Source organism: Haloarchaeobius salinus (assembly GCF_024464185.1).
Taxonomy (GTDB): Archaea; Halobacteriota; Halobacteria; order Halobacteriales; family Natrialbaceae; genus Haloarchaeobius; species Haloarchaeobius salinus.
Genome location: NZ_JANHAU010000001.1, coordinates 944,599 through 967,563 on the forward strand (window position 1 = coordinate 944,599; position 22,965 = coordinate 967,563).

A 22,965-nucleotide genomic window follows, 5' to 3' on the forward strand; every position below is an offset into this window, starting at 1 on the left:
CACGAAACGCAAGCGTTTCGTGACCGATGCTCGCTGCGCTGTCGCCCGAAAATCGCAGATTTCTGGCTGCCTGCCGGACGTAGTCCGGTACTGACGAGAGAGCTTGCTCTTTCGAACCACGCTTCTCGTCCCTCGCGCGGAATGGCTCGACACGCTCGCTGTCGCTCACGGGTCGCACGCTCCCCGTTCGCAGTCGCGGTTCTCACTCGCTAGCGCTCGCTCCGAACCGCGCACCGCTCGCGCAGTCTCGCCAGCCGCGCGCCACGTGGAAAATCCGGTCGTCGGAGCAAGTCAGAGCGAACCAGTCGCTACGCGAGTCTGGAGAGAGACGGAAAGAGAGAACTGCTTACTCGTCGACGGCGACGGCGTTGACCTGTCCGGTCTGGCCGGGACGGGAGGTGACGCGGGCGGTGCCGGCGTCGGTCTCGATGAGCGCGCCCTTCGTGATGATGTTCCGGCGCACGTAGTTCGGGTTGGCGTCGTTCTCGACGACGTCCTCGATGGTGGCCTCGACGGTCTCGCCGCCCTTGTTCACGTTGGCGACGTCGGTCGCGAGCGCACGGGTCTTCGTCGTGTTGCCGCGCGTGTCGACGACACGGAAGCGGGGCTCACCGACCTGGGTCTCCGTGGGGAGACGGCCGAGCTGGTGCTTCTTTCGGTTGCGGATCGGGCGCAGTCGCCCACCGGTGCGCTTGCGAATGGAGCGTCCCTGGTCTTGCATACCCGGCAAGAGTCCCAGGAGCTACTTGAATCGCTCGACTTGGCACGGGGCGAATCGCAGGGTTTAGGCCGTCCTCGGCCGACCGGCGAGACATGAGTCTTCGCGTCGCCGTGGCCGCGCCGTTCCGCCAGCGCGGCAAGGACGAACTCGCCGAGAACGAGTTCGTGGTCGCGCTGTCGCTCGACCGCGACTGGTTCTCGCCGGACCAGGCGAAGCGACTGGTCGACGTGGCGACGGGCGAGGGGCTGTTAGAGCGCGACGACACCGGGCTACGGCCGACGTTCGACCCCGGCGGGGTCACGGTGCCGGAGGGGTTCGTCCCGGACGAGCATATCCTCCGCTCCCGCTCGGCGTTCGAGCAGGTGCTCGACGACCTCGTCGCCGACGGACACGAGAAGCACGAGGCCGTCGGCGAGATCAACCAGCTGCAGGGCGAGCTGGACGTGACCATCGAGGCCGCCGCGGTGGTCTACGCTCGCCGGAACGGGCTGGACGTGAGCGGCGTGCGCGAGAAGGCCGTCGCCGAGCTGGCTGGAGACGACGGGGAGGCGAGGTAGGATGGTCGAGGACCGCGTCACCGACGGCGTCCGCATCGCCCAGCTGCTCTCCTCGGAGCTCGACGGCCGCGAGGACGGCACGTTCGACCGCTTCGCCGTGGTCGATGCCGACCGGGACGTGGAGCCGACGGTCGACGGCGCGCTCGCGTACCGGGTGACCTGCGACGACGAGCGCGTCGCGGAGGTGTTCGTCCAGCCGGACCGCGCCCGTGTCGAACTCCGGGCCGGGCTCGACGTGGCGGTCGAGCGGGCCGAGGAGCTGGCGACGGCGGCCGACGGGACCGTCGACCTGCGGGTCCGTCCGAAGGCGGTCGAGCCGCCCCGCGTCGTGCTGTTCGTCGAGTCCGGCGCGGCGGTGAAACGGGCGGCCGACGTGCTCGCTGCGGCGGTCGAGTCCGGCTCCTGACCGTGCCGTCTCAGGTGGACTCCGTGGTCCGTTCCTCCAGGTACCGTTCCAGCCGTGGCGCTGCCTTCATCAACGTCGTCCCGAGCACGCTCATCGCGAGCACGTAGCCGACGGCGAACGCGGGGATGACGTCGGCGAGTGCACCCGTGCCGACGTCCAGCGCGAGCGCGGCGAGCACCAGGGAGAACTCCCCGCGGGCGACCAGTGCGATGCCGGCGCGGCGGGCACGGCGCTCGCTCAGCCCGTAGCGCAGGCCGCTCCAGTAGCCGCTGGCGAGCTTGCTGGCGGACGTGAGGACGACCGCGACGGCGAGCAGCGCCAGCGCCGTGCCGGAGAGCGCGCCGAGGTCGGTCTGGAACCCGATGGCGAGGAAGAAGATGGCGGCGAACAGGTCCCGGGCGGGCGAGAGCAGCTTCTCGACGCGGTGGACCTCGTCGGTCGCGCTGACGGCCGTCCCGACGAAGAACGCAGCGACGGCCTCGCTGACGCCGAGCTGGAGGGCCAGTCCGCCGACGAGCGCGACGACACCCAGCGTCGTGAGCACGAACAGCTCGTCGGAATCGACCGAGAGCACGCGCTGGACGACGGGTGTGCCGACGCGGGCGACGACGACGAGCACGGCGATGAACCCCAGCGCGACGGCGACGGCCGAGAGCGCCGCACCGCCGCCACCGCCGAGGACGAGCGCAGAGAGCACCGCGAGGTAGACCGCGATGACGAGGTCCTCGACGACGAGCGTGCCGAGGACGACCTCGGCCTCGGGGTCGGCCACCCAGCCGAGGTCGATGAGCGACTTCGTGACGATGGCGCTCGAGGAGATGTAGACGATGCCGGTCAGGAACGCAACCTCGACCGGGCTGAACCCGAACGCCAGCCCGATGGCGACGCCGACCGCGGCGTTGACGACGAGGTCGATGCCGCCGATCACCGCGAGCCGGTCGCGGTTCGCGAGCAGCTGGTCGATGCTGAACTCCACGCCGATGAAGAAGAGCAGGAGCACGACGCCGAGTTCGGCGAGCAGGTCGACGAACTCGTGGCGCTCCAGTACCGCGAAGGAGATTCCCGCAACCTCCGGGGCGTTCGGTCCGACGAACAGCCCGATGACGATGTACGCCGGGATGACCGACTGGCCCAGCCGGTACGCGAGCGTCCCGGCGACAGCGAGCACGGTGATGGCGAGCCCGGCCTCCAGCAGCAGTCCCGAGGCCATCCTAGCGCTCGACGAACTCCTGGAGCGCCTGCTGTTCCTCCCTGGTCCCGAGGACGACGAGGATGTCGCCCGCCGCGATGGTCTCGTCGGGGTCCGGGTTCGGGAGCGTCTCGTCCCCCCGCTGGATCGCGACGACGGAGACGCCGGTCTGGTTGCGCACGTCACAGCCCGAGAGGGTCTGGCCCACGACGGCCGCCCCCTCGTCGATATCGACCCACTCCAGGATGGCCTCGCCGAGTGGCACCTGCGTCCGGTCGAGCTCGATCGGCTGGAAGTACGCCCCGGTCAGGATGGCCCCGAGCTGGCGTGCGGTCTCGCCGTCCATGTCGGCGATGCGCTGGCTGTCGGCGTCGGGGTCCGGCCGGTGGAACAGCTCCCGGCGGCCGTCGTGGTGCATGAGCACGACCAGCCGTGCGCCGTCGTCGACCTCGAGCTCGAACTTCCGGCCGACGCCCGGCACGTCGGTCTCGTAGACGGTCATGTCCGACGTGATGACCGCCTATGACTTAAAGAACGATGACGGCGAGTACGGCGGTTCTCACGATTCGGGCACCCGCTCACACCACGGACGCTCACAAGCCTTAATCACACCACGATACCACATCAGGACGATGGCAGACGAGCGGGTCGAACTCGGCGTGGAACTCCTCTCGAAGCTCGAGGACGACGAACTCGCGCTCGCCGAGGCCATGGACCGCATCGAGACGGTGACACGGGACCCGGCCACGGTCAGGGAGATCCTCGATACGGCGGTGATGCGCGGGGTCATCGAGCGCGAGGACGGCGTCGTCCAGACGACGGGCAGCGGCGGCTTCGTCAGCCAGACCGCGGACGTGGTCCGACGGGAGGGCGACTTCGAGTGCCGTCGCTGTGGCGCGTCGATCTCCACGGGGCACTTCGTCCAGCTCGAGTCGGGCGAACTCGGTCCGTTCGGTCCGGAGTGCGTGCGGAAGGTGACCGGCCGGGACTGAGTCCCGACCGACTACCGACCGCGGCTGAGCTCGTCGACGAGCTGCTGGAGGAGGTCGTGCTGGCGCTGGAGGAGCTCGTTCTGGTGTTCGACCTTCGACTCGAGCGCCTCGATGCGTTCGCGTAGCTCCTCGTCGCCGGCGGCGGTCGCGGGCTGGAAGCCGGCTTCGGCGAACTTCGAGTCCGAGAGCGACTCGTCGTCCTCGTCCGTGTCCGGCTCCTCGTCCGTCGCGTCGTCCTCGGCCGCTGTCTCGTCGGTCTGGGTCGCCCCGGTCTGCTGTGTCGTCGACTCCGCACTCCCCGCGGCATCCTGTCCGTCACCGACCGTCTCCTCGACCATCGATGCGAGCTCCTCCTGCGAGGTTTCGTCGACGGTTTCGGTCACCTCGTCGACGTCGTCGCGCTGCTGTCCGGTCTGCTCCTCGTGGGACGGCTCGGTCCGCTGTGGCGGCTGGGACCGTCGTGTCGATTGTGCCTGCCCCGGTTGCTCGACCGGCTCCTCGGTCTGGTCGACCGCCGGCTGGTCTGCCCGCGTCTGCGTCTGTCCCGCCGGTGGCTGGACGGGCTCGTTCCCCTGTGCCGTCCCGGCGTCGGCGGGCTGGTCCTCGACGGGCTGTTCGGCCGGCGGGCCCGGCTCGACCGGCTCCTCGCCCTCGTCGGGCTGGACGGTGTTCCCGGCGTCCAGCGGGTCCACACCCTCGCCGAAGTCGACGGCGGCGGGCTCGTCGGCCTCCTCGTCCTCCTCGGGGGCGACGGCCTCGTTCAGTGCGTCCAGCGAGTTCACGCCGTAGTACGAGAACAGCGAGCGCTGGAGGTACTCCTTCACCTCGGCGGCACGGTCGTTCGAGACCTTCATCCGCTCGGGCCGGCCGTCGACCGTCAGCACGAGCTGGGTGGCGACGCTGCCGTCCTCGAAGTCGAGGCCGGTCACGTCCGCGAAGTGGTACTCCTCGTAGTCCTCGTCCCAGACTGCGCTGCCGACGTGCTTGACGAGCCGTGCGGAGGTGATGACGAGGGTCAGCTCGTCGAGGCGGAACGTGCGCGTGACGGTCTCGTCGGCGTCGGTGACGCCGCTGGCGTTCAACACGCCGGCCAGCACGGGGTGTAGCACGTCGTCGGTGGCGTTCGAGGGGACGGTGAACTCCTCGGTGCCGTCCAGCGAGTACTCGAGGCTGATGCGGGTCTTGCGGCGGCCCTCCTTGACGGTCATCCGCTGTGCGTCGTGGGGATACTCGTCGACTGACTCGTCGCTGAGGAACCCCTCGGACTGGTAGATGAGTGTTCGGGTCGGCGTCACGTAGAGGGCGTTCTCGCCGCCCAGCGAGACCTCGGCGGCGATCTCCTCGCCCGAGAGCGCCGATTCCACGATACCCGGGACGTCCATGCCCTCTGATTTACCACCCCGCGGTATAAATCCGTGGGGCTGTGTAACCACGCGCTATCGGGCATGCGACCGCAGGACAGCCCGGGGAACAGTTGAGAAGGCTTAAGTCGTCCACCCGGTAACGAGGGAGTGAGGCCGGGTGGCTTAGCTGGACATAGCGCCGCACTCATAGGGTTTCAGAGATTCGGTGCGGTACCACAGCCTTGGAAGGCTTACGCGTGACCTCGGGGCCCGCCGAGCCTCGAACCTGGGTCATGCGGAGATCGCGGGTTCGGAGCCCGCCCCGGCCACTTGCGTTTTCGACGAGTCACGAACGCCAGTGAGTGACGAGTCCGAACGCAAGTGGCCGGGCTGGGCGGAGAACCCGTGGACGGTTCCCGCGAGCAGTGCGCGGTTCGGAGCGAGTCCTGCGAGCGAGAACCGCGACGCGAGCTGGAGGTCGAGAGACGAGCGAAGCGAGTCTTTCGGTAGTTCGGAGCCCGCCCCGGCCATGGTTTCACACGGGTCGCGAGACGACCGTCCCGTGACTGGAGGAACCGGAGGACAGAGCGCGGGCGGCTACTCCGTCGGGTCGACGAGCTGCGAGCCTTCCTGTGCGACGAGCCCCTTGTCGATGGCGGCGTCGATGACCGCACGGCACTCCTCGACGTCGACGTCGTAGGCACCCACCGCAACGTCCTCGATCTCGCCCCGCTCGATCGGGAAGTCGCGGTTCTGGAGCAGTCGCACGACCTTGTTGTACGTCTGGGGCGAGGGGTTCGCCGTGCGCTGCTGGCCGCCGGCGGGTTTCGATGCGGAGTCGTCCGCGCCGGAGGTACCTGCGGTGCGACAGTCGACCGCGTCACCGAGCGGACGGCCGTCCTCCGCGGTCTTGGCGTCGCCGGGCTGGCCGGCGTTCGAGTCTGGCTCCTCGAACCTGACGGCGTCGTCCGGCGTCGAGAAGACGGAGTCGGTCCCCGCGGCCTCGTCCGGATCGCCGAACACCGACGTCCGGTCGTCCGCCTCGTCGCCGTCCTCGCCGGGCTTCCGGAACGTGATCTCGTCCGCACCGTCGACGGCCTGTTCCGCTGTGGGCTCGTCGGCCGTCTCGGCGTCGTCTATCGGGGGTGACGGCGTGTCGTCCGCCGGTGCGGTGATCGCCGTGGGGTCGGTGAAACCGGCATCCACGGCCGTCTGCTCGTCGGCATCGTCGGTCGTCGCCGACTCGTCGGCCTCGGCTTTCGACTCGTACTCCAGTTCGAGCCGGACCGACGTGATCTGGGAGAACTCGACGGGGGCCGCCTCGAGCATCGCGCGGAGGTTCTCGTAGGCGTCCTCGGGGTCGTCCACCTCGATTGTCAGCGAGCTCATAGAATATCACCCGCCAGCGCGGGACACCATCCACGACCGCATGTCAGGTCCGTCATCGGGATAAATCACGACATCACCCTATCTAAAACTTAGGCTATCCAGCTGACACACCCGTTTATTGTCGGCACCACGTGGGAAAAAATAATATGGTTCGGTTGCGTGGGAGGACGTATGAGCCAGAACGAACGCGGGACCGCTGGTGGGGCATCGGTCCAGCCCACACCGGAGCGTGTGCTTGCGGCGTTCGATGGGCACGCACCCGAGACGACGGGGTCGCTCGCCGAGGAGCTGAACGTCGCGGCCGAGCGCGTCGGCGAGACCTGTCGCACCCTGTGCGACCGGGACGCCCTCGGCAGGCGGGAGCTGAACTGCGGGCACGGCACCGTGACGGCGTGGTACCGACCGGCCGACGCCGAGGCAGACCTCGAGGAACGGGCCGAACAGGCGCTCGCGACGCTGTCGGTCCCGGGCACCAGCGAGATGATGCGCGACTGGCGGCGCGACGCCGTCCGTGCGGCGTTCGAGTTCGTCGTCGAGGAGGGGCCGGTCGTCGAACCGGAGTTCACCGACCACGTCTTTCCCACCCAGAACGCGGGCTACGACGACCCCGAGCGGTGGTGGGAGATGGTGGCACCGCGGCTGGCGGAGGTTCCGGGTGTCTCGCCGCCCGCCGAAGGAGAGGTGTGGACCAGCGACGTGAGCCGCTGAGTCAGTAGATCAGTTCGTCGTCGTTCTCGACCATGTACAACGTCCGCGCGGCGATGTTGACCGCGTGGTCGCCGATACGTTCGAGGTCACGAACGGTGAGCAGCAGCCGCGAGACGTCCTCGAGCACGGTCTCGACCTCGGTGCCGTCGTCGAGCTCGCTCTCGATGAGGTCGCGGACGACGGACTGGCTGGCGTGCTCGCACATCGCGTCGAGCTCGTCGTCGCTCTCGTTGATCTCGAAGCAGGCCTCGGTGTCCTGATCGGCGTAGGCCTGCATCGCCTTCTCGACCATCGCGACGGTCTGGTCGCCGATGGCCTGCACGTCGACCTCCGGGAAGACGTCCTGTCGGGCGTCGAGCGTGTACTCGCCGAGGTTCGTCGCGAGGTCGCCGATGCGCTCCAGGTCGGTGATGATCTTGAACGACGCGGCGATGAAGCGGAGGTCGCCCGCGACGGGCTGCTGGAGGGCCAGCAGGTCGACGCACTGCTGTTCGATGTCGAGGTAGAGCGAGTTGACCTCGCTGTCGCCGTCGATGACCTCCCACGCCGCGTCGTCGTCCTTGTTCTCGAGGGCGGTGAGCGCGGTTCGCAGTCGGTCGACGACGACCTCGCTCATGTAGAGGATGTCCTCTTCGAGACTATCCAGTTTCTCCTGGTAGTTTTCTCTGGCCATTGTGGATCAGAAAGTGGTGTTGGTGATGTGCGTTCCGTTGCTCATCCGAACTTGCCGGTGATGTAGTCCTCGACGCGTTCGTTGTCGGGGTTCTCGAATATCTTCTTCGTGTCGTCGAACTCGACGAGCTCGCCACCGGTGAGGAAGACGGCGGTCTTGTCGGAGATGCGCGCCGCCTGCTGCATGTTGTGGGTGACGATGATGACGGTGTAGTCCTCGGCGAGCTCGTCGATGAGGTCCTCGATCTTCGAGGTCGCCACGGGGTCGAGCGCGCTCGCGGGCTCGTCCATCAGGATGACCTCCGGGTCTGGCGCGATTGCCCGGGCGATACAGAGCCGCTGCTGCTGTCCGCCGGAGAGGTCGAGGCCGGACTCGTGGAGCTGGTCCTTCACCTCGTCCCAGAGCGCGGCGCGCTTCAGCGACTCCTCGACGATGGCGTCGTGGTCGCCGCCGATGTCCTGGATCTTCAGCCCGTAGGCGACGTTGTCGTAGATGCTCTTGGGGAACGGGTTGGGCTTCTGGAACACCATGCCGACCCGGCGGCGCAGCGCGACGGGGTCGACGTCGGCGTCGTAGACGTTCTTCTCGCCGAGGTAGAGCTCGCCCTCGACGCGGGCGGCGTCTATCATGTCGTTCATCCGGTTGATGCAGCGCAGGAACGTCGACTTCCCACAGCCCGAGGGGCCGATCATCGCGGTGACCTTGTTCTCGGGGACGGACATGGTGATGTCCCGGAGCGCCTGATCGTCGTTGTACCAGACGTTGACGTTCTTGGCCTCGACGATGGTCCGCTCGTGTGTCGTCCGCGGGCCCTGACTGCCCTCTTCGAGCCCGGACGTCACGTCGGTCTCGAGGAGCATGTCGTCGTCCGTCGGGTCCTCTGTCGCCGATTCCACCTTGTCGTTACTCATGTTCTCTTGGGTCATTGGTCACGTTTCTCGCTCATACCTGTTGCGCAAGACGATCGCGATGGAGTTCATCGCCAGCAGGACGGTGACGAGCACGACGACACCGGCCGGCACGGCCTGCTGGTAGAAGTCCGACGTCGCGAAGTAGCTCGCCCAGCTGTACACCTGCAGCGGCATCGCGCTCACCTTCGAGGAGAGCTCGGAAGGGAACGAGAACAGCACGTTCGGCGCGCCGATCATGATGAGCGGTGCGGTCTCGCCGATGGCACGCCCGAGCGCGAGGATGGTCCCGGTCAGGATACCGGGGAACGCACGCGGCAGGATAACGTTCTTCATCGTCTGCCAGCGCGTCGCACCCATCCCGTAGGACGCCTGGCGCATCTCCTCGGGCACGCTCCGGATGGCCTCCCGCGCCGAGATGATGACGATGGGGAGGATGAGCAGCGCGAGCGTCGCACCGCCGACGAGGATGGTCCCCGTGGGCTGTCCGAGGCGGGTCACGAACAGACCGAGTCCGAGCAGGCCGTAGACGACCGACGGCACACCCGCGAGGTTCGAGATGTTCACGTCGATGAACCGGGTGTAGCGGTTGTCGGGGGCGTACTCCTCCAGGTACAGCGCCGCGCCGACCCCGATGGGGAACGAGAGCGCGGCGACGGTCAGCATCAGGAGGATGGAGCCCGCGATGGCCGGGTAGAGACCCGCGTTGGCAGCGGTCCCGCTGTGGTCGCTGGTGAGGAACTGCCAGTCGACCCACGACTGCGGGCCCGCGTAGCCGAGCGTGTCGACGAGCACCTCCCCCGCCAGCGCGCCGACGACGATGACCGCCGGCAGGGCGAGTCCGATCCGTGCCTGCTCGCGGGTGACGGCCGCGCCACCGACGTAGGCCGCCGTCGGGACGACCGCGACCGACGCCAGGATGACCGAGGGAATCGGTCCGATCCCGAAGACGGCCGGCCCGACGACCGCCGCGGCGGCGACCGTGCCGACTGCGAGGGCACCCATCGCGAGTCCGGCCCGTCGGTCGCTGATGTTGGACGCGTAGAGGGCGACGGGCGTCGCGGCGAACACGCCGACCGTCAGCGTGAGCTGTATCCAGTCGAGCGGGACGATGGGCGCGAACAGGATGAGGCTGGCGACGCTCGGGACGAGCTGGGGCAGTCCGACGTAGCCCCCGATGATACCCGGGAACCCGAACAGCGAGAGGTAGAACGCGAACATGGCGATGGCGAACCGGGGCAGGAACGGGATCTGTCGGCTCCGTTGCTGGAGAGCGACCGTGACCAGGACGGCGATGGCGAACGCGATCACGTACGCGAACCAGACCAGCGGTGCAAGCACCTCGATGAAGATGATGGCGACGCCGCCACTGAACAGCAGGCCGACGACGAACAGCCCGAGCGTCGTCGCGCCGAGCTTGAGCGCGTCGACGTTGGACCACGCGAGGTAGCCGCCGGTCGCGAGCGTCGGGAGCACGAGCGTCAGGAAGAACGTCAGGTGCCAGCCGGCGTCGGCGGTGAGCGGCTGGATGGCGTCGTTCGCGACGTACACCAGCAGTATCGACAGCACGACGAGGCCGAACAGCGTCGAGGCGAGCAGCAGGTACCGGAAGATGGTCCCGACGGTCCGGCTGACCTGTCCGAACCCTTCTGCGTAGCTGGAGCGGTCCTGTGTCGCCATCTCAGTACTCCTCCCTGTACCGCTGTGCGACCCATTCACTGATGACGTTCATGGCGAAGGTGATGACGAAGAGGGTGAGTCCGATGGCGAACAGGCTGCGGTAGGCGAGCCCGCCGCCGGTGATGTCGCCGGTCAACAGGTTGACCATCGTCGCGGTCATCGGCGAGCCGCCGTCCAGATAGGCCGCCGGATTGAGCGGGTTGTGGAACTTCGCCTGTGCGCCCGCGGCGACGGTGACGGCCATCGTCTCACCGATGGCCCGCGAGAGCGCGAGGATGAACGACGAGAGGATGCCCGAGAGCGCGGCCGGGACGACGATGCCGGTCGACACCTCGAACTTCGTCGCGCCCATCCCGTAGCCGGCCTGCCGGAGGTCGTCCGGCACGGCCGACATCGCGTCTTCGCTGATCGACGCGACCATCGGGATGATCATGATGCCGACGACGATGCTCGCCGACAGCAGGTTGAACGTGCCGATGCTCGGGAAGACGACGCGCAAGGCGGGCGTGATGTAGATGAGCGCGAAGAAGCCGTAGACGACGGTCGGGATGCCCGCGAGGATCTCGAGTGCGGGCTTCAGCACCGCCCGAATCTGCGGGTCGGCGTACTCGCTGAGGTAGATGGCGGTGGCGACGCCCAGCGGGAGCGCGATGATGGCCGAGCCGAGCGTCACCATGATGGTCGAGGTGACGAGTGCGAGGACGCCGAACTTGCCCTCGTTGATTATCCACTCTGTACCGGTGAGGAACTCGACGACCGACGCGGTCTCCCCTTCGATTCCCACGAGGGGTGCGGTGACTGTGAAGAACTTCGCCGCCTCCGTCACGAGCAGCACGATGATCGCGAGCGTCGTGAAGATGGAGAGGACGGCACAGAGGAAGAAGAAGGAGCGCGTCAGGAGCTCCGGGGGCGCGTTGGCCGTGTTCCGTGTGAGGTCTTCGGTGAGGTCGTCCGTGCTCATTGAGTGTCGTTCGTGTTTTCGTGGGTGGTGATAAAGCGATCCGTTCGCCGCTCAGCGGTCGATTACCCGGTGTTTGCCTCCAGTATCGCCGCCTCCAGCGTCGCCAGCTGTTCGGCCTGCTGTTCGGCGTCGAGCGGGACGTAGCCGACCTCGTCGGCGACTATCTCCCGGTTCGTCGCGTTCGCGAGCCAGAAGCGCGCGAACGACGCGACGTGTTCCTTCGCGAGCGACCCCTTCGCCGGGTAGGTGAACAGCGGTCGCGAGAGCGGACTGTACTCGCCGGACTTGGCGGTCTCCAGCGACGGTTCGACCGGGCCGTCGCCGTCGTCGACGGGGAGTGCCGTCACGCGCTCGGTGTTCTCGCTGTAGTAGGCGTAGCCCATGTAGCCTATCGCGAACTCGGAGCCCTCGACACCCTGGATGATGGTGCGGTCCTGTTCGGTCGCGGAGTAGTCCTGGCGGTGAGTCAGTTCGCTCTCGCCGCCGTGGAGGATGGCCTCGATGAAGTAGTCGTACGTTCCCGAGGCGTCGGAGGGACCGTACAGTTCGATGGGCTCGTCGGGCCAGTCGGCGTTCACGTCGGACCACCGCTGGGGCTGCTCCTCGCCGGACCAGATGGTCGCGAGCTCCTCGACGGTCACCGACTCGATCCAGTCGGCGTCGTTGTTGACGATGACGGTCAGCGCGTCGGTCGCGACGGTCAGCTCGACCGGTTCGACGCCGTTCGACGTGCAGGTCTCCTGCTCCTGTGACTTGATGGGACGCGAAGCGTTGTTGAAGTCGGTCCGTCCCGGGCAGAAGTGGTTCGCGAAGCCGCCACCGGAGCCGGTGGACTGGAGGTTGAAATCGACGCCGTCGTGGGTTAGCTTGAACCGCTCGGACATCGCCGTCGCGAGGGGGAAGACGGTCGAGGAGCCGGCGATGTCGATGGTGCCGGCGAGTCCGCCGCCTCCACCCGCGCGGACACGGTCGTTCTCGACGCAACCGGCGAGGCCGAGTGCACCGAGCGTGCTCCCCGCGGCCGCCACGAACTCCCGTCGGTTGATTCGGTCCTCTGCCATTACCGGGAAGAGGGCGACATCCGGATAAATACCCTGCTATGATAATTATATAGATGTATGTAGCACAATGGAGTCCTGTGTAATTCGGCGGGCGAGGGGCGGTGTAGCTGGACGAGTTGACGCCGGATACAGGGGACCAGTACAGCTGACACCGCAATACGGGGCCGACTCGGGCCGTCTGGAAGTCTGAGGGGCTGTTGACCGTTCCATCCGTGTAGTGTCACGGTACCAGCGTATAGGTGCCCCATAGCACTCGGGTCTAGCACCGCCTACCGAGGCCGGATATATAGGAACAGGCAGTTTTATTTTGCACCCCCACCGACGACTCCACATGGAGACCCGCAAGGTCCAGGTGACGGGGGGTTCGACGTTCACCGTCTCGCTACCGAAGTCGTGGGCGACGGACAACGGGGTCTCGGCCGGGACGACGGTCGAGTTCTACCCCGAGGACGACTCGCTGCTGCTGACGCCCCAGAGCGAGGTCCAGCGGACGAAGGGCCACCTCGACGTGTCCGACCTCGACGGCGACCGACTCACGCGCGCGGTGATGACGATGTACGTCTCCGGCTTCGACATCATCTCGCTGGAGGCCAGCCGCATCACCACCGACCAACGGCGCGCCATCCGCGAGGCCACGCAGAGCCTCGTCGGCGTCGAGGTGCTGGAGGAGACCGGCGACAAGGTCGTCATCCAGGACCTGCTCGACTCCTCCGAGCTGAGCATCCACAACGCGGTCACCCGGATGCGCCTCATCGCCGAGTCGATGCTCCACGACGCCGTCGTCGCCCTCGTCGAGGACGACGACGACATGGCCCGCGACGTGCGCGAACGCGACGACGACGTGGACCGCCTCTGGTTCGTCGTCTCCCGCATCTTCCGGGCCACCCTGCGCTCGCCGCGTGCCGCCGAGGAACTGGGCCTGCCCCGCGAGACCTGCTTCGACTACCACTCCAGCGCCCGCCAGCTCGAACGCATCGGCGACCACGCCGCCAAGATCGCCTCCCACGCGCTCAACATGGACGAGATCGACGGCGAACTCGGCGAGGCCCTCCTCGCACTCCACGACGACTCCGCGGAGGTGCTCGAACACGCGATGGACGCCCTGTTCGCCGACGAGAGCGACGAGGCGACCCGGCTCGCCAACACCGCTCGCGAGAGCATCCTCGACATCGACGAGCACACCCGGGGTATCGACGAACTCCTCCGCGAGCGCGACCCCCACACCGCCCAGTCCATCGGGCTCGTCGTCGACTCGCTGTCGCGCTCCGCGGACTACGCCGGCAACATCGCCGAGACCGCACTCCAGAAGGCCGCGCCGCGTCCCTGAGAAGCCGACGTATCCGTTCCACCGAACGCATCGACTGATAGGACCGAAACAGGGTAGGCCGTGGAAAGCCGACGGGGACACGATGCGAGTGGAGTTCGGCCGGCGAGCGCTGGCGGGCGCGGTCGTCGCCTGTGTCGTCGCTGCGAGCCTCCTCACCTCGCCGGATGCGGCGATGGGCTACGTCGCCACGATAGCGAACGACCCGGTCGCCTTCGCGGCCGTCCTCGTTGGCCTCTACGCCGTGCGGCCGTTCCTCGCGTGGCCGGCGACGTTGCTCGCGGTCGTGGTGGGCTACGGCTACGGCGTGGTCATCGGGGTGCCGGTCGCGCTGGCGTTCGTGGTCGGCACCTCCCTGATCCCGTTCTACGCGACGCGGTGGTTCGACGGGGGGACGCTGGAGCCGACCGATACGCCTGACGAGCCGGACGGCCGTCTCCGGGGTCACGTCGAGAGCTACTTCGGCGCGACGGGCGACGTGCGCGGGGTGATGGCGGCGAGACTCGTGCCCATCCCGGCCGACATCGTCTCCTGTACGGCGGCGGTCAGCGGCGTCTCGACGTCGGCGTTCGTCGCGGGGACGCTGCTCGGCGAGCTGCCGTGGACCGTCGCGGCGGTCGTCGTCGGCAGTTCGGCGAAGGAGCTCTCGACCGGGGGCCTGGGCTCGGTGGGGCTGCCGCTCGGCACGGTGACAGTCGCTGCCGCGCTCGCGTTGCTCGCGGGCCCGGCGTATCGGAGCTACGCCCAGTCCTCGGAGTAGTGCGTCAGAAGGTGAAGGGGTCCGAGCAGTCGACGACGACGCCGTGTTGCGGACAGACGTACTTGCAGTGACGCTTGAACAGCCGCTCGTCGCACATCGGACAGGTCCGGTCGGCGCGGGCGTCGTCGGCCGTCACGTCCACAGGTTGGTGTGACCGGATGCTAAAACTGTCGTCCGACCCTCAGCACTCCGACCAGCCGCAGGACTCGCAGGTCTTGCAGCCCTCGGAGTAGTACAGCGTCATCGACCCGCAGTCGGGGCACTCGGGGCTCTCCCCGGCGTCGATGAGCGACTGCGTGTCGTCGCTGGTGTCGTCCGTGCCGGCGTCGGCGACGGCCGCGCCGCCGTCGGTCTCGCGGGACTCCGCGGCCGCTGCCTCGCGCTCGGCCTCCTCGGCGGCGGTCTCGTCGAGCGTGGCCTGCTGCGGGTAGTGGGCCTTCTCGATGTCGCCGTCGAGGTAGCGCCGCATCGCGGTGCCGATGGCGTCCGGGATGGACTGGATCTGCTCGCCCTTGTCCCAGGCGACCTTCGGGCTGCGGATGCCCTCCAGCTCGTTGGCGATCTCCTCGGGGTCGACGCCCGAGCGGAGCGCCGTCGAGATGGTCTTCGCCAGCGCCTCGGTGAAGGAGGCGGTGAAGCCACCGGAGTTGCCGATGTTGGCGAACAGCTCGAACGGCCGGCCCTGCTCGTCCTCGTTGATGTTGACGTAGAGCTTGCCGTAGCCGGTGTCGATGCGCTGGGTCACGCCGTGGAGTACGTCCGGGCGTGGGCGCTTGTCGGCGTAGGCGACGCCCTCGTCGGCGGCTTCGAGCAGTCCTGCGACCTCGCGGTCGAGTGCGGCCTGCACGTCGTCGTTGTCGAGGAAGCCCTCGATGCCGCCGAAGATCTCCTCGATCTGGGCGACGAGCTGCTCCGCGGCCTCGTCCTCGTCGGCGAAGTCGGCGTTGTCCGCACGCGTGGTGAGGACCTGCTTCGAGCGGGTGCCGTCGCGGTAGACGGTGACGCCCTTGCCGCCGTTGCGGTAGATGTAGCGGTACACCTCGTCCATGTCCTCGACGGAGGCGTCGTTCGGGAAGTTGCAGGTCTTCGAGATGGCGGAGTCGACGCCCTCCTGGCAGGCACACTGCACGGCGGCGTGCTCCTTGCCGGCGAGGTCCTGCGTGGTGACGAACAGCTCCGTGATGGCGTTCGGCACGGCTTCGAGGCCCTCGACGCCGTCGAACTCGTTCTCGGCCATCTGCTCCTCGGCCTCTGCCTTGACGGCGTCGACGTCGATGTCGTTGGCCTCCAGCACGCGGAGGAAGTAGTCGTCGAACTCGACGAGCATCTCGTCGCCCTGCACGTCGTCGGAGACGTTCTTGTAGTAGGCGACGTTGTAGATGGGCTCACAGCCACCGGTCGTGTTGCCGACCATCGAGGTCGTCCCGGTCGGTGCGATGGTCGTCGTGTTGTGGTTCCGGATGGGGAAGCCGTCGGCCCACTCCTCGGCGTCGAGGCCGGTGTGGTGCTCGAACCAGTCGGCGTACTCCGTGGGGTTCGCGTACTTCGAGTCGCCCCAGTCGTCGAAGGAACCGCGCTCCTCGGCGAGTTCGTGCGAGGCCCACTTCGAGCCGTGGTTGATGTGGCGCATGAGCTGGCGGGCGACCTCGTTGCCGGGCTCGGAGCCGTACTCGATGCCGAGCTGGACGTAGAGCTGTGCCAGCCCCATCACGCCGAGGCCGATCTTGCGCATCGCGCGGACCTTCTCCTCGATCTTCTTTACGGGGAAGTCCGACATCGTGACGACGTTCTCCAAAAAGCGCGTCCCCATCTCGATGCGGCGGTCGAACTCCTCGACGTCGATGGCCTCCTCGAGGAAGGCGTCGATGGCCGCCGCCATGTCGTCGTACTCGTCGGCGTGCTGTTCGGACCAGACGCGCCAGTCGGGTGCGTCGAGGTCCGCCAGCGTCGAGAGGTTGATGTGCCCGAGGTTGCAGGCCTCGTACTCCTCGAGGGGCTGCTCGCCGCAGGGGTTCGTCGCGAGGATGCGGTGGTCCGGGTGCTCCTCGACGTCGAAGCTGTGCATCTTGTTGACGCGCTCTAAGTAGATGACGCCGGGCTCGCCGTTCTCGTGTGCGCCCTCGACGATGTCCTCCCAGATGACCTCGGCGGGCATCGAGAGGACCTCGCCGACCTCGACGTACTCGCCGAGGCCGAACATCTCGTAGAGCTCCTTGGTCTCGGGCGTCGCGACGTGGGGTTCCTCGGTGCGCGGGTTGGTGAACGTGAACTCCTCGCCCGCTTCGAGGGCCTCCATGAAGTCGTCGGTGACGCCGACGGAGATGTTGAAGTTCGAGAGGTGGCCCTCGACGGCGTTGCGGAGGTGCTTCGGGACGCGGCCCTCGTCGTCGATGAGCTCGCGGGCCTCCTCCAGTGCGTCCGCGAAGGAGGTGTGCGTGTAGTCGTCGGGGTCGTTCAGACGGAGGGTCTGGGCGAGCGAGACGTCCTTGTTCTTCGAGTGGATGAACTGGATGACGTCGGGGTGCGAGATGCGCATCACGCCCATCTGTGCGCCGCGTCGTGCGCCGCCCTGCGCGATGGTCTCGCACATCTGGTCGAACGTCCGCATGAAGGTGATCGGGCCGGAGGCGATACCGCCGGTCGAACCGACCGCGTCACCGTAGGGGCGGAGCCGCCAGAAGGCATAGCCCATGCCACCGCCGGACTGGAACACCTGGGCCGCCTCCTTGGCGGTCTGGTGGATGTCGTCGATGTCGTCGTCGGGCGAGTCGACGAAGCAGGCCGAGAGCTGCTGGAGCTCGTCGCCCGCGTTCATGAGCGTCGGCGAGTTCGGCATGAAGTCGAGCTTCGACATCATCTCCTGGAACTCCTCGGAGACGTCCTCGACGTGCGTGCGGACGTCCGCGGGCAGCTCCGGGACGACGGTGTCGTAGGCGAACTTGTTGACGTTGTAGACGCTGAGCTCGGTCTCCGCCTCGTCCTCGGCAGTGACTCCCGTGCCGAAGACCTCGGCGGCCAGCTCGTCCCGTCGCGGGTGGTCCGGCTTGAGCTGGTCCGGCGTCACCGTGATGGTCTCGTCCTGCTTCTCGGCCTCGTAGACGGCCTCCGCGAGCGCGATGTTCTTCCCGACACGCTCGAAGAGGTCCTCCTGCTGCTCGATGAGCTCGCCGTCGGCGTCCTTCCGGAGGTAGCGTGCCGGCAGGATGTTCTGGTACGCGTTGTCGGTCAGGCGCTCCGCGAGGGTGTCGCCCGCGGTGCGCTTGACCGGCAGCTCGAGTTCGTCGGCGGACAGCTCCGACCGACTCATTCGTGTCCCTCCCCACCGGCAGCAGTCCGCTGCCGACCGTTTCCGTGTGTCGCGTTTGATATCGTTTGCATCGTTCGTAGACGAAGTTTCGTTACCGTTCGACCCATCATAAATGGACAGGTTACGGTTCGTTTGTCCTATTGCAAGCTCGGTTGTGTTCGGAGCGTCGCCACTGTGCCAGGATGCTCCGATGGCCCGAGCCACGGCTGTCTGTGGCTACCGAGAGTTATGTAGGGGCCCATCAATAACCTCACGGAAACCGGAGTGAAAGTGAAAACGCGACGGAACGACGAGGGGTGTTGGTTGCAGACCAATTAGTTTCGCCCGCATCCTTATGCCCCCTCGTGGTGTCGGTCGGTGTATGGTAGACCTACCCGTCCTCCTTCCGTTGCAGACGACGGTGGAACTCGTCGGTGCGGCCGTGTTGCTAGTCGCCGCGCTCGCGATCATCCTCAAGGTCATCCGCGTGGCCTACAGCATCGCGGTGAAGATAATCGTCATCGCCATCGCGGCGCTCATCGTGCTCTACGCGCTCGCGGTGGTCGGCGTCAATCCGCTCGGGCTGCCGGCGTCGGTCGCACCCGCGCTCGTCGGGTTCTGACGCGGAGTGTGGACCGACGACCTCACGCGGTCCGGGCGCGGGGGAGCGAGCCGAGGAAGTTGTCGACCACGTCGTGCCCTCGCCCCGTGAGCACCGACTCCGGGTGGAACTGCACGCACTCGATGGGGTGCTCGCGGTGGCGCACGCCCATGACGAGCTGTTCGGTGCCGTCCGCGCCGGCGTGGTCGGCCGTCGCGGTCACCGCAAAGCAGTCCGGCACGGACTCGGCGACCAGCGAGTGGTAGCGGCCCGCCGAGAAGCCCTGCTCGATGCCGGCGAACACGCCCGACCCGTCGTGGTCGATGGGCCAGGCCTTCCCGTGGACCGGCTCGGGTGCGCGCCCGACGGTCCCGCCGTAGGCGTAGACGGCGGCCTCGAGGCCGAGGCAGACGCCGAAGGTCGGCACGTCGGGACTCACCTCGCGGAACACCTCGGGGGTGACGCCCACGTCGCGCTCGTTCTCCGGGTGGCCGGGGCCGGGCGAGACGACGATGGCGTCGGGGTCGAACTCGCGGACCTCGTCGAGCGTCGCCGTGTTCCGCAGGACGAGCGTCTCCGGTGCCACGCCCGAGTCGAGCAGCGACGACTCGACGTACTCCACGAGGTTGTAGGTGAACGAGTCGAAGTTGTCGACGAACAGCACACGGGTCATCGCGGCACCTCCGGGACGGGTTCCTCGGGTTCGCGCTCGATGCGCCGGAGCGCCGTCAGCACGCCGTCCATCTTCGACTCGGTCTCCTCGAACTCCGCCGTGGGGTCGCTGTCGGCGACGATGCCAGCGCCCGCACGGACGCGAACGCGGTCCCGCGCCTCGCCGTCCTGCCCGTCGGCTGCCGCGCCGCGCTCGACCGTCGCCGTGCGGATGACGATGGCCACGTCGGCGTCGCCGGTCCACGAGTAGTAGCCGACGCCGCCGCCGTAGAGGCCGCGCGGCTCGTCCTCCAGTTCGTCGAGGATCTCCATCGCGCGGACCTTCGGTGCGCCGGTGAGCGTCCCGGCGGGGAAGGCGGCGCGCGTCGCGTCGAAGGCATCACTGTTCCCGGACAGCGCGCCCGTCACGGTGGACTCGATGTGCTGGACGTGGCTGTACTTCAGGACGTTCATGAACTCCTCGACGCGGACCGTCCCTGGCTCGGAGACCCGGCGGACGTCGTTGCGCGCCAGGTCGACCAGCATCGTGTGCTCGGCGCGCTCCTTGTCGTCGGCGAGCATCTCGCCCGCCAGCCGGCGGTCCTCGACGGGGCTGTCCCCGCGCCGGCAGGTGCCAGCGATGGGGTTCGAGGTGACCCGTCCCCCACCGACGGAGACGAGCGTCTCGGGGCTCGCGCCGACGACGTGGCGGTCGCCGTGGGCGAGCAGGTACATGTACGGCGACGGGTTCACGTCCCGGAGCGCGGCGTACAGCCCGAGCGGGTCGCAGTCGCCGACGAGTTCCCGGGTCCGCGAGACCACGCCCTGGTAGATGTCGCCGTCGAGGACGTGCTCCTTCGCGTGCCCGACCGCGCGCTCGTACGCCTCGCGCGACCCGGCCGTCTCGCCGGTCCGGACGAAGCCACCGGGGTCCGGGTCGGCAGCGGCCGCGAGCACGCCCGCGACGTACTCCGCTTCCGAGACGAGCGAGTCGTAGACCGAACCGGTATCCTCGTCGTCGCGGACGACCGGCGTGACGACCAGCGACACCTCGTCGGCGTGGTGGTCGAAGACGAGCGTCTTCGTCGTCAGCACGAACTCGGCGTCGGGCACGTCCGACGCCGGTCTGTCGAGGCCCACCTCGTCCAGGAACAGGTCGTAGACCGATTCGTACCCCAGAAACCCGACGAGACCCCCACCGAGCTGCTGGCGTGCCGTGTCGGGGAAGCCGACGGGTTCGGCGTCGGGCATCGCCGACCGGAGGGTGTCGAGCGTGTCGTCGCCGTCGGGCGCGACGAGCCCGTCGTAGCGCTCGTCACAGATGTCGACAGTCGCCTCGTTGTCCGTGACGGTGACGACCGCAGCGGGGTCGTAGCCGACGAACGAGTAGCGCGCGTGTCGGTCGCCGTCGTCGGGTCGGAACGCGCCGTCCGGGTCGCTGGAGGCGGTCTTCTCCGCGCTCTCCAGCAGGAACGAGTGCTCGGCCTCGCCGGACAGGGCGGCGTACGCCCCGAGCGGCGAGCTGTCCACGTCGAGCGTCGTCTCCGCGCGTACGACCGCCGGCCGGTCGGCGGTGGCGGTCGCGTCGACGAGGTCGCAGAAGGTGTCGCGGTCCGGTACCAGGCTAAAACCGGCGTCGTTCATGGCTCCACCGTCGGCCGCTCCGCGGCCGCTCCGCGGTCGGTCGTCGCCTCCCGTGCGGCGGCGACGAACGCGGCGAGTGCGTCGTGGTCCTTCACGCCGCCGCGCGCCTCGACACCGCTTGCCACGTCGACCGCGAACGGATCGACCGTCGCGACGGCCTCCCCGACGTTCTCCGGCGTGAGCCCACCCGCCAGGATGACCGGCACGTCGAGGTCGGCGGTCGCCGCACGGGTGCGCGTCCAGTCGTGCGTCTCGCCGGTGCCGCCGCCACCGTCCTCGCCGATGGAGTCCACGAGGAGCGCGTCGACCACGTCCACGTAGCGCGTCGCGGTCTCGGGCGCGGCCGCGTCGACGTGCTTGACGACCTGTGCATCGACTCTGGACCGGAGGTACGCCACGTCGCCCGGCGGGAGGTCGCTGTGTATCTGGACCGCGTCGGGTTCGACCTGTTCGGTGAGGGCGACAGTGCGCTCCGGGGCGTCGGGCATCGTCACGAGCACGGTCGTCACGAACGGCGGGGCGTGGGCGACGAGCTCGGCGGCGCGCTCGGCCGGGATCTCGCGGGGGGAGTCCACCGGGATGTCGACGACGAAGCCGAGAGCGTCCGCGCCGGCGTCGACCGCGGCGTCCACGTCTTCCTCGCGGGTGAGCCCGCAGACCTTCACGCGGGTCATCGCGCCACGGCCGACTGGAGGTCCGCCAGTCGGTCGGCGGCGTCGCCCGACTCGATGGCCTCGCGTGCCCGGTCGATGCCCGCCTCGATGGTGTCGACCTCGCCCGCGACGTAGATCGCCGCGCCCGCGTTGGCGAGGATGATGTCGCGCTTCGGACCGGTCACGTCGCCCCGGAGGATTCCCTTGAGGTCGGCGGCGTTCTCCTCGGGCGAGCCGCCGGCGACCGCGGCGACGGGTGCACGGTCGATCCCGAGGTATTCGGGAGCGACCGTGTACTCCGCGACCTCGCTGCCGGTGACCTCGGCGACGACCGTCTCGTCGTGGATGGCGATCTCGTCCATGCCGGAGCCGTGGACGACCAGCGCGCGCTCGACGTCCATCCGGGCGAGCGCGCGGCCGAGCACGGGGACGAGGTCGGGGTCGTAGACGCCGACGACCTGCGCCTCCGCGCCGGCGGGGTTCGTCAGCGGGCCGAGCACGTTGAACACCGTCCGCATCCCGAGCTCCTGACGCGGGCCGATGACGGCCTTCATCGCGGGGTGGAACACCGTCGCGAGCATGAAGCCGATACCGTCGTCCTCGATCTGGGCCTCGACGGCGGCGGGCTCTGCGGCCACGTCGACGCCCGCGACCTCGAGCACGTCCGCGCTCCCCGACGACGAGGAGACGGAGTAGTTGCCGTGCTTGGCGACGGGAACGCCCGCGCCGCTGGCGACGAGCGCGCTCGTCGTGGAGACGTTGATGGTGTCGTAGTCGTCACCGCCGGTGCCGCAGGTGTCGACCATCGGCGTCCGGTTCGGCGAGATGGTCCGCGCCGCCGCGCGCATCCCCTCGGCGAAGCCGGCGATCTCGGCCTCCGTCTCGCCCTTCGCACGGAGTGCCGACAGCATCGCCCCGATCTGGGCGTCGGTCGCGTCCTCGAAGACGTGGCCCGCGACCTCGCGGGCCTCGGTCTGTGTCAGGTCCTCCCCCTCGGCCACACGTTCGATGTAGTCCTGCATTGAAAGTCACCAATGTATGGTTTCGTCTTACGATGTACAAAATCGTACATCCTCTTAAACGTGTCGTCACGGGCGAGGGTTCGAGTACGGGAACGGGGGCACTCCGGGGTACGATGTCGCCAGACCACAGCCGACGACACGTGCTGCAGACGGCCACCAGTGCCCTCGCCACGGGTGGTCTCGCCAGTGCCGTCCTCGCCGCGGCGACCGCTACCGTACCACCGTCGGGTGCGAGGTCCGGTTCGCACTCGCCGGGGTGACGACGATGGTCGTCCGGCCGGGCGGCCCGCGCGTCAGCGAGTGCACCTGGACCGCCGACGGCGCGACGGCGTAGACGGGGCTGTTCGTCTACGCCGAGCGCCCCGACCGCTGACCCGCCGCCGTCGCCCTGTCTCGGACCACCACACGCCGCCCCAATCGAAACCCTTTTTTATAC

23 protein-coding genes and 1 tRNA gene are annotated in these 22,965 nt (G+C 68.2%); 8 read left to right on the forward strand and 16 right to left on the reverse strand.

The genetic code is table 11. From position 1 onward, the window contains the following. Nucleotides 1–346: 346 nt before the first annotated feature. Nucleotides 347–721 (reverse strand): 30S ribosomal protein S8e, encoded by a 375-nt coding sequence (locus NO345_RS04800; protein WP_256296984.1) that lies wholly within the window; start codon nucleotides 719–721, stop codon nucleotides 347–349. Nucleotides 722–813: 92 nt separating this feature from the next. Between NO345_RS04800 and NO345_RS04805 the strand changes: the two genes are divergently transcribed. Both NO345_RS04805 and NO345_RS04810 read left to right on the forward strand, forming a co-directional pair. Beyond that, complete coding sequence (locus NO345_RS04805; RefSeq protein ID WP_256296986.1) at nucleotides 814–1,278, forward strand: DUF2240 family protein; 465 nt, start codon at nucleotides 814–816, stop codon at nucleotides 1,276–1,278. 1 nt (nucleotide 1,279) lies between these two features. Beyond that, nucleotides 1,280–1,684, forward strand: a complete 405-nt coding sequence (locus NO345_RS04810; protein WP_256296988.1) for a DUF7993 family protein — start codon at nucleotides 1,280–1,282, stop codon at nucleotides 1,682–1,684. A 10-nt stretch (nucleotides 1,685–1,694) separates the two neighbouring features. Here the strand turns inward: NO345_RS04810 and NO345_RS04815 are convergent, their stop codons facing one another. Both NO345_RS04815 and NO345_RS04820 read right to left on the reverse strand, forming a co-directional pair. Beyond that, nucleotides 1,695–2,894: a cation:proton antiporter gene (locus tag NO345_RS04815; RefSeq protein ID WP_256296990.1), complete on the reverse strand. Its 1,200-nt coding sequence runs from the start codon at nucleotides 2,892–2,894 to the stop codon at nucleotides 1,695–1,697. A 1-nt stretch (nucleotide 2,895) separates the two neighbouring features. Then, nucleotides 2,896–3,375: a cation:proton antiporter regulatory subunit gene (locus NO345_RS04820; protein WP_256296992.1), complete on the reverse strand. Its 480-nt coding sequence runs from the start codon at nucleotides 3,373–3,375 to the stop codon at nucleotides 2,896–2,898. A 130-nt stretch (nucleotides 3,376–3,505) separates the two neighbouring features. On the opposite strand from NO345_RS04820, the gene NO345_RS04825 reads away from it, so the two are divergent. After that, nucleotides 3,506–3,865 carry a DUF5830 family protein gene (locus NO345_RS04825; RefSeq protein WP_256296994.1) on the forward strand — a complete coding sequence of 120 codons (360 nt, stop codon included), beginning with the start codon at nucleotides 3,506–3,508 and terminating at the stop codon, nucleotides 3,863–3,865. Nucleotides 3,866–3,876: 11 nt separating this feature from the next. On the opposite strand, the gene NO345_RS04830 is transcribed toward NO345_RS04825, so the two are convergent. Then, the gene (locus NO345_RS04830; RefSeq protein WP_256296996.1) at nucleotides 3,877–5,247 is read right to left on the reverse strand and encodes a DUF7115 domain-containing protein; all 1,371 of its coding nucleotides are present in this window, start codon (nucleotides 5,245–5,247) and stop codon (nucleotides 3,877–3,879) included. 133 nt (nucleotides 5,248–5,380) lie between these two features. Here NO345_RS04830 and NO345_RS04835 point away from each other — a divergent pair. Further along, nucleotides 5,381–5,537, forward strand: a tRNA-Met gene (locus NO345_RS04835). A 268-nt stretch (nucleotides 5,538–5,805) separates the two neighbouring features. Here NO345_RS04835 and NO345_RS04840 read toward each other — a convergent pair. Continuing rightward, on the reverse strand, nucleotides 5,806–6,597 hold the full coding sequence (locus NO345_RS04840) for a hypothetical protein (protein WP_256296998.1): 792 nt from the start codon (nucleotides 6,595–6,597) through the stop codon (nucleotides 5,806–5,808). A 171-nt stretch (nucleotides 6,598–6,768) separates the two neighbouring features. Here NO345_RS04840 and NO345_RS04845 point away from each other — a divergent pair, with 171 nt between their 5' ends. Then, entirely contained in the window at nucleotides 6,769–7,305 is a 537-nt protein-coding gene (locus tag NO345_RS04845; RefSeq protein ID WP_256297000.1) for a hypothetical protein, read from the forward strand. Nucleotide 7,306: 1 nt separating this feature from the next. Here NO345_RS04845 and phoU read toward each other — a convergent pair whose 3' ends face one another. The 5 genes from phoU to NO345_RS04870 all read right to left on the reverse strand — a co-directional run bounded on the left by phoU (nucleotide 7,307) and on the right by NO345_RS04870 (nucleotide 12,588). Continuing rightward, a complete protein-coding gene (gene phoU, locus NO345_RS04850) occupies nucleotides 7,307–7,978 on the reverse strand; it encodes a phosphate signaling complex protein PhoU (RefSeq protein WP_256297002.1) in 672 nt (223 codons plus the stop codon). Nucleotides 7,979–8,019: 41 nt separating this feature from the next. Then, on the reverse strand, nucleotides 8,020–8,889 hold the full coding sequence (gene pstB, locus NO345_RS04855) for a phosphate ABC transporter ATP-binding protein PstB (RefSeq protein ID WP_256297004.1): 870 nt from the start codon (nucleotides 8,887–8,889) through the stop codon (nucleotides 8,020–8,022). Between the two features lie 18 nt (nucleotides 8,890–8,907). Beyond that, nucleotides 8,908–10,566 (reverse strand): phosphate ABC transporter permease PstA, encoded by a 1,659-nt coding sequence (gene pstA / locus NO345_RS04860; protein ID WP_256297006.1) that lies wholly within the window; start codon nucleotides 10,564–10,566, stop codon nucleotides 8,908–8,910. Between the two features lies 1 nt (nucleotide 10,567). After that, on the reverse strand, nucleotides 10,568–11,527 hold the full coding sequence (pstC, locus tag NO345_RS04865) for a phosphate ABC transporter permease subunit PstC (protein WP_256297008.1): 960 nt from the start codon (nucleotides 11,525–11,527) through the stop codon (nucleotides 10,568–10,570). Nucleotides 11,528–11,589: 62 nt separating this feature from the next. Beyond that, nucleotides 11,590–12,588, reverse strand: a complete 999-nt coding sequence (locus tag NO345_RS04870) for a PstS family phosphate ABC transporter substrate-binding protein (RefSeq protein ID WP_256297010.1) — start codon at nucleotides 12,586–12,588, stop codon at nucleotides 11,590–11,592. Nucleotides 12,589–12,919: 331 nt separating this feature from the next. Here NO345_RS04870 and NO345_RS04875 point away from each other — a divergent pair, with 331 nt between their 5' ends. Together NO345_RS04875 and NO345_RS04880 are read left to right on the forward strand one after the other, a co-directional pair. Then, nucleotides 12,920–13,915 (forward strand): phosphate signaling complex PhoU family protein, encoded by a 996-nt coding sequence (locus NO345_RS04875; protein WP_256297012.1) that lies wholly within the window; start codon nucleotides 12,920–12,922, stop codon nucleotides 13,913–13,915. 82 nt (nucleotides 13,916–13,997) lie between these two features. Beyond that, a complete protein-coding gene (locus NO345_RS04880; RefSeq protein ID WP_256297014.1) occupies nucleotides 13,998–14,672 on the forward strand; it encodes a TVP38/TMEM64 family protein in 675 nt (224 codons plus the stop codon). A gap of 4 nt (nucleotides 14,673–14,676) precedes the next feature. Here the strand turns inward: NO345_RS04880 and NO345_RS04885 are convergent, their stop codons facing one another. After that, on the reverse strand, nucleotides 14,677–14,814 hold the full coding sequence (locus NO345_RS04885) for an HVO_2523 family zinc finger protein (protein WP_368407846.1): 138 nt from the start codon (nucleotides 14,812–14,814) through the stop codon (nucleotides 14,677–14,679). A 39-nt stretch (nucleotides 14,815–14,853) separates the two neighbouring features. After that, a complete protein-coding gene (locus NO345_RS04890; protein ID WP_256297016.1) occupies nucleotides 14,854–17,979 on the reverse strand; it encodes an adenosylcobalamin-dependent ribonucleoside-diphosphate reductase in 3,126 nt (1,041 codons plus the stop codon). Nucleotides 17,980–18,340: 361 nt separating this feature from the next. On the opposite strand from NO345_RS04890, the gene NO345_RS04895 reads away from it, so the two are divergent. Next, on the forward strand, nucleotides 18,341–18,580 hold the full coding sequence (locus NO345_RS04895; protein ID WP_256297018.1) for a hypothetical protein: 240 nt from the start codon (nucleotides 18,341–18,343) through the stop codon (nucleotides 18,578–18,580). Nucleotides 18,581–18,602: 22 nt separating this feature from the next. Here the strand turns inward: NO345_RS04895 and trpG are convergent, their stop codons facing one another. Genes trpG through trpD form a run of 4 tightly spaced genes read right to left on the reverse strand, consistent with a single transcriptional unit; the run spans nucleotide 18,603 to nucleotide 22,529 of the window. Beyond that, the gene (gene trpG, locus NO345_RS04900) at nucleotides 18,603–19,232 is read right to left on the reverse strand and encodes an anthranilate synthase component II (RefSeq protein WP_256297020.1); all 630 of its coding nucleotides are present in this window, start codon (nucleotides 19,230–19,232) and stop codon (nucleotides 18,603–18,605) included. Continuing rightward, a complete protein-coding gene (gene trpE / locus NO345_RS04905; protein WP_256297021.1) occupies nucleotides 19,229–20,854 on the reverse strand; it encodes an anthranilate synthase component I in 1,626 nt (541 codons plus the stop codon). Before trpE ends, trpG begins: the two co-directional genes overlap by 4 nt. Then, nucleotides 20,851–21,528: a phosphoribosylanthranilate isomerase gene (locus tag NO345_RS04910; RefSeq protein WP_256297022.1), complete on the reverse strand. Its 678-nt coding sequence runs from the start codon at nucleotides 21,526–21,528 to the stop codon at nucleotides 20,851–20,853. The genes trpE and NO345_RS04910 overlap by 4 nt, the downstream gene beginning before the upstream one ends. Continuing rightward, the gene (trpD, locus tag NO345_RS04915; protein ID WP_256297023.1) at nucleotides 21,525–22,529 is read right to left on the reverse strand and encodes an anthranilate phosphoribosyltransferase; all 1,005 of its coding nucleotides are present in this window, start codon (nucleotides 22,527–22,529) and stop codon (nucleotides 21,525–21,527) included. Before trpD ends, NO345_RS04910 begins: the two co-directional genes overlap by 4 nt. Nucleotides 22,530–22,965: the final 436 nt, after the last annotated feature.

Coding starts and splice junctions, on each gene's coding strand:
- pstB (WP_256297004.1), bottom strand. CDS start 8,889: ATGAGTAACGACAAGGTGGAATCGGCGACAGAGGACCCGACGGACGAC.
- trpD (WP_256297023.1), bottom strand. CDS start 22,529: ATGCAGGACTACATCGAACGTGTGGCCGAGGGGGAGGACCTGACACAG.
- NO345_RS04895 (WP_256297018.1), top strand. CDS start 18,341: ATGGTAGACCTACCCGTCCTCCTTCCGTTGCAGACGACGGTGGAACTC.
- NO345_RS04820 (WP_256296992.1), bottom strand. CDS start 3,375: ATGACCGTCTACGAGACCGACGTGCCGGGCGTCGGCCGGAAGTTCGAG.
- NO345_RS04880 (WP_256297014.1), top strand. CDS start 13,998: ATGCGAGTGGAGTTCGGCCGGCGAGCGCTGGCGGGCGCGGTCGTCGCC.
- NO345_RS04910 (WP_256297022.1), bottom strand. CDS start 21,528: ATGACCCGCGTGAAGGTCTGCGGGCTCACCCGCGAGGAAGACGTGGAC.
- NO345_RS04875 (WP_256297012.1), top strand. CDS start 12,920: ATGGAGACCCGCAAGGTCCAGGTGACGGGGGGTTCGACGTTCACCGTC.
- NO345_RS04815 (WP_256296990.1), bottom strand. CDS start 2,894: ATGGCCTCGGGACTGCTGCTGGAGGCCGGGCTCGCCATCACCGTGCTC.
- NO345_RS04870 (WP_256297010.1), bottom strand. CDS start 12,588: ATGGCAGAGGACCGAATCAACCGACGGGAGTTCGTGGCGGCCGCGGGG.
- NO345_RS04810 (WP_256296988.1), top strand. CDS start 1,280: ATGGTCGAGGACCGCGTCACCGACGGCGTCCGCATCGCCCAGCTGCTC.
- NO345_RS04805 (WP_256296986.1), top strand. CDS start 814: ATGAGTCTTCGCGTCGCCGTGGCCGCGCCGTTCCGCCAGCGCGGCAAG.
- NO345_RS04840 (WP_256296998.1), bottom strand. CDS start 6,597: ATGAGCTCGCTGACAATCGAGGTGGACGACCCCGAGGACGCCTACGAG.
- pstC (WP_256297008.1), bottom strand. CDS start 11,527: ATGAGCACGGACGACCTCACCGAAGACCTCACACGGAACACGGCCAAC.
- NO345_RS04890 (WP_256297016.1), bottom strand. CDS start 17,979: ATGAGTCGGTCGGAGCTGTCCGCCGACGAACTCGAGCTGCCGGTCAAG.
- NO345_RS04800 (WP_256296984.1), bottom strand. CDS start 721: ATGCAAGACCAGGGACGCTCCATTCGCAAGCGCACCGGTGGGCGACTG.
- trpE (WP_256297021.1), bottom strand. CDS start 20,854: ATGAACGACGCCGGTTTTAGCCTGGTACCGGACCGCGACACCTTCTGC.
- NO345_RS04825 (WP_256296994.1), top strand. CDS start 3,506: ATGGCAGACGAGCGGGTCGAACTCGGCGTGGAACTCCTCTCGAAGCTC.
- NO345_RS04845 (WP_256297000.1), top strand. CDS start 6,769: ATGAGCCAGAACGAACGCGGGACCGCTGGTGGGGCATCGGTCCAGCCC.
- phoU (WP_256297002.1), bottom strand. CDS start 7,978: ATGGCCAGAGAAAACTACCAGGAGAAACTGGATAGTCTCGAAGAGGAC.
- pstA (WP_256297006.1), bottom strand. CDS start 10,566: ATGGCGACACAGGACCGCTCCAGCTACGCAGAAGGGTTCGGACAGGTC.
- trpG (WP_256297020.1), bottom strand. CDS start 19,232: ATGACCCGTGTGCTGTTCGTCGACAACTTCGACTCGTTCACCTACAAC.
- NO345_RS04830 (WP_256296996.1), bottom strand. CDS start 5,247: ATGGACGTCCCGGGTATCGTGGAATCGGCGCTCTCGGGCGAGGAGATC.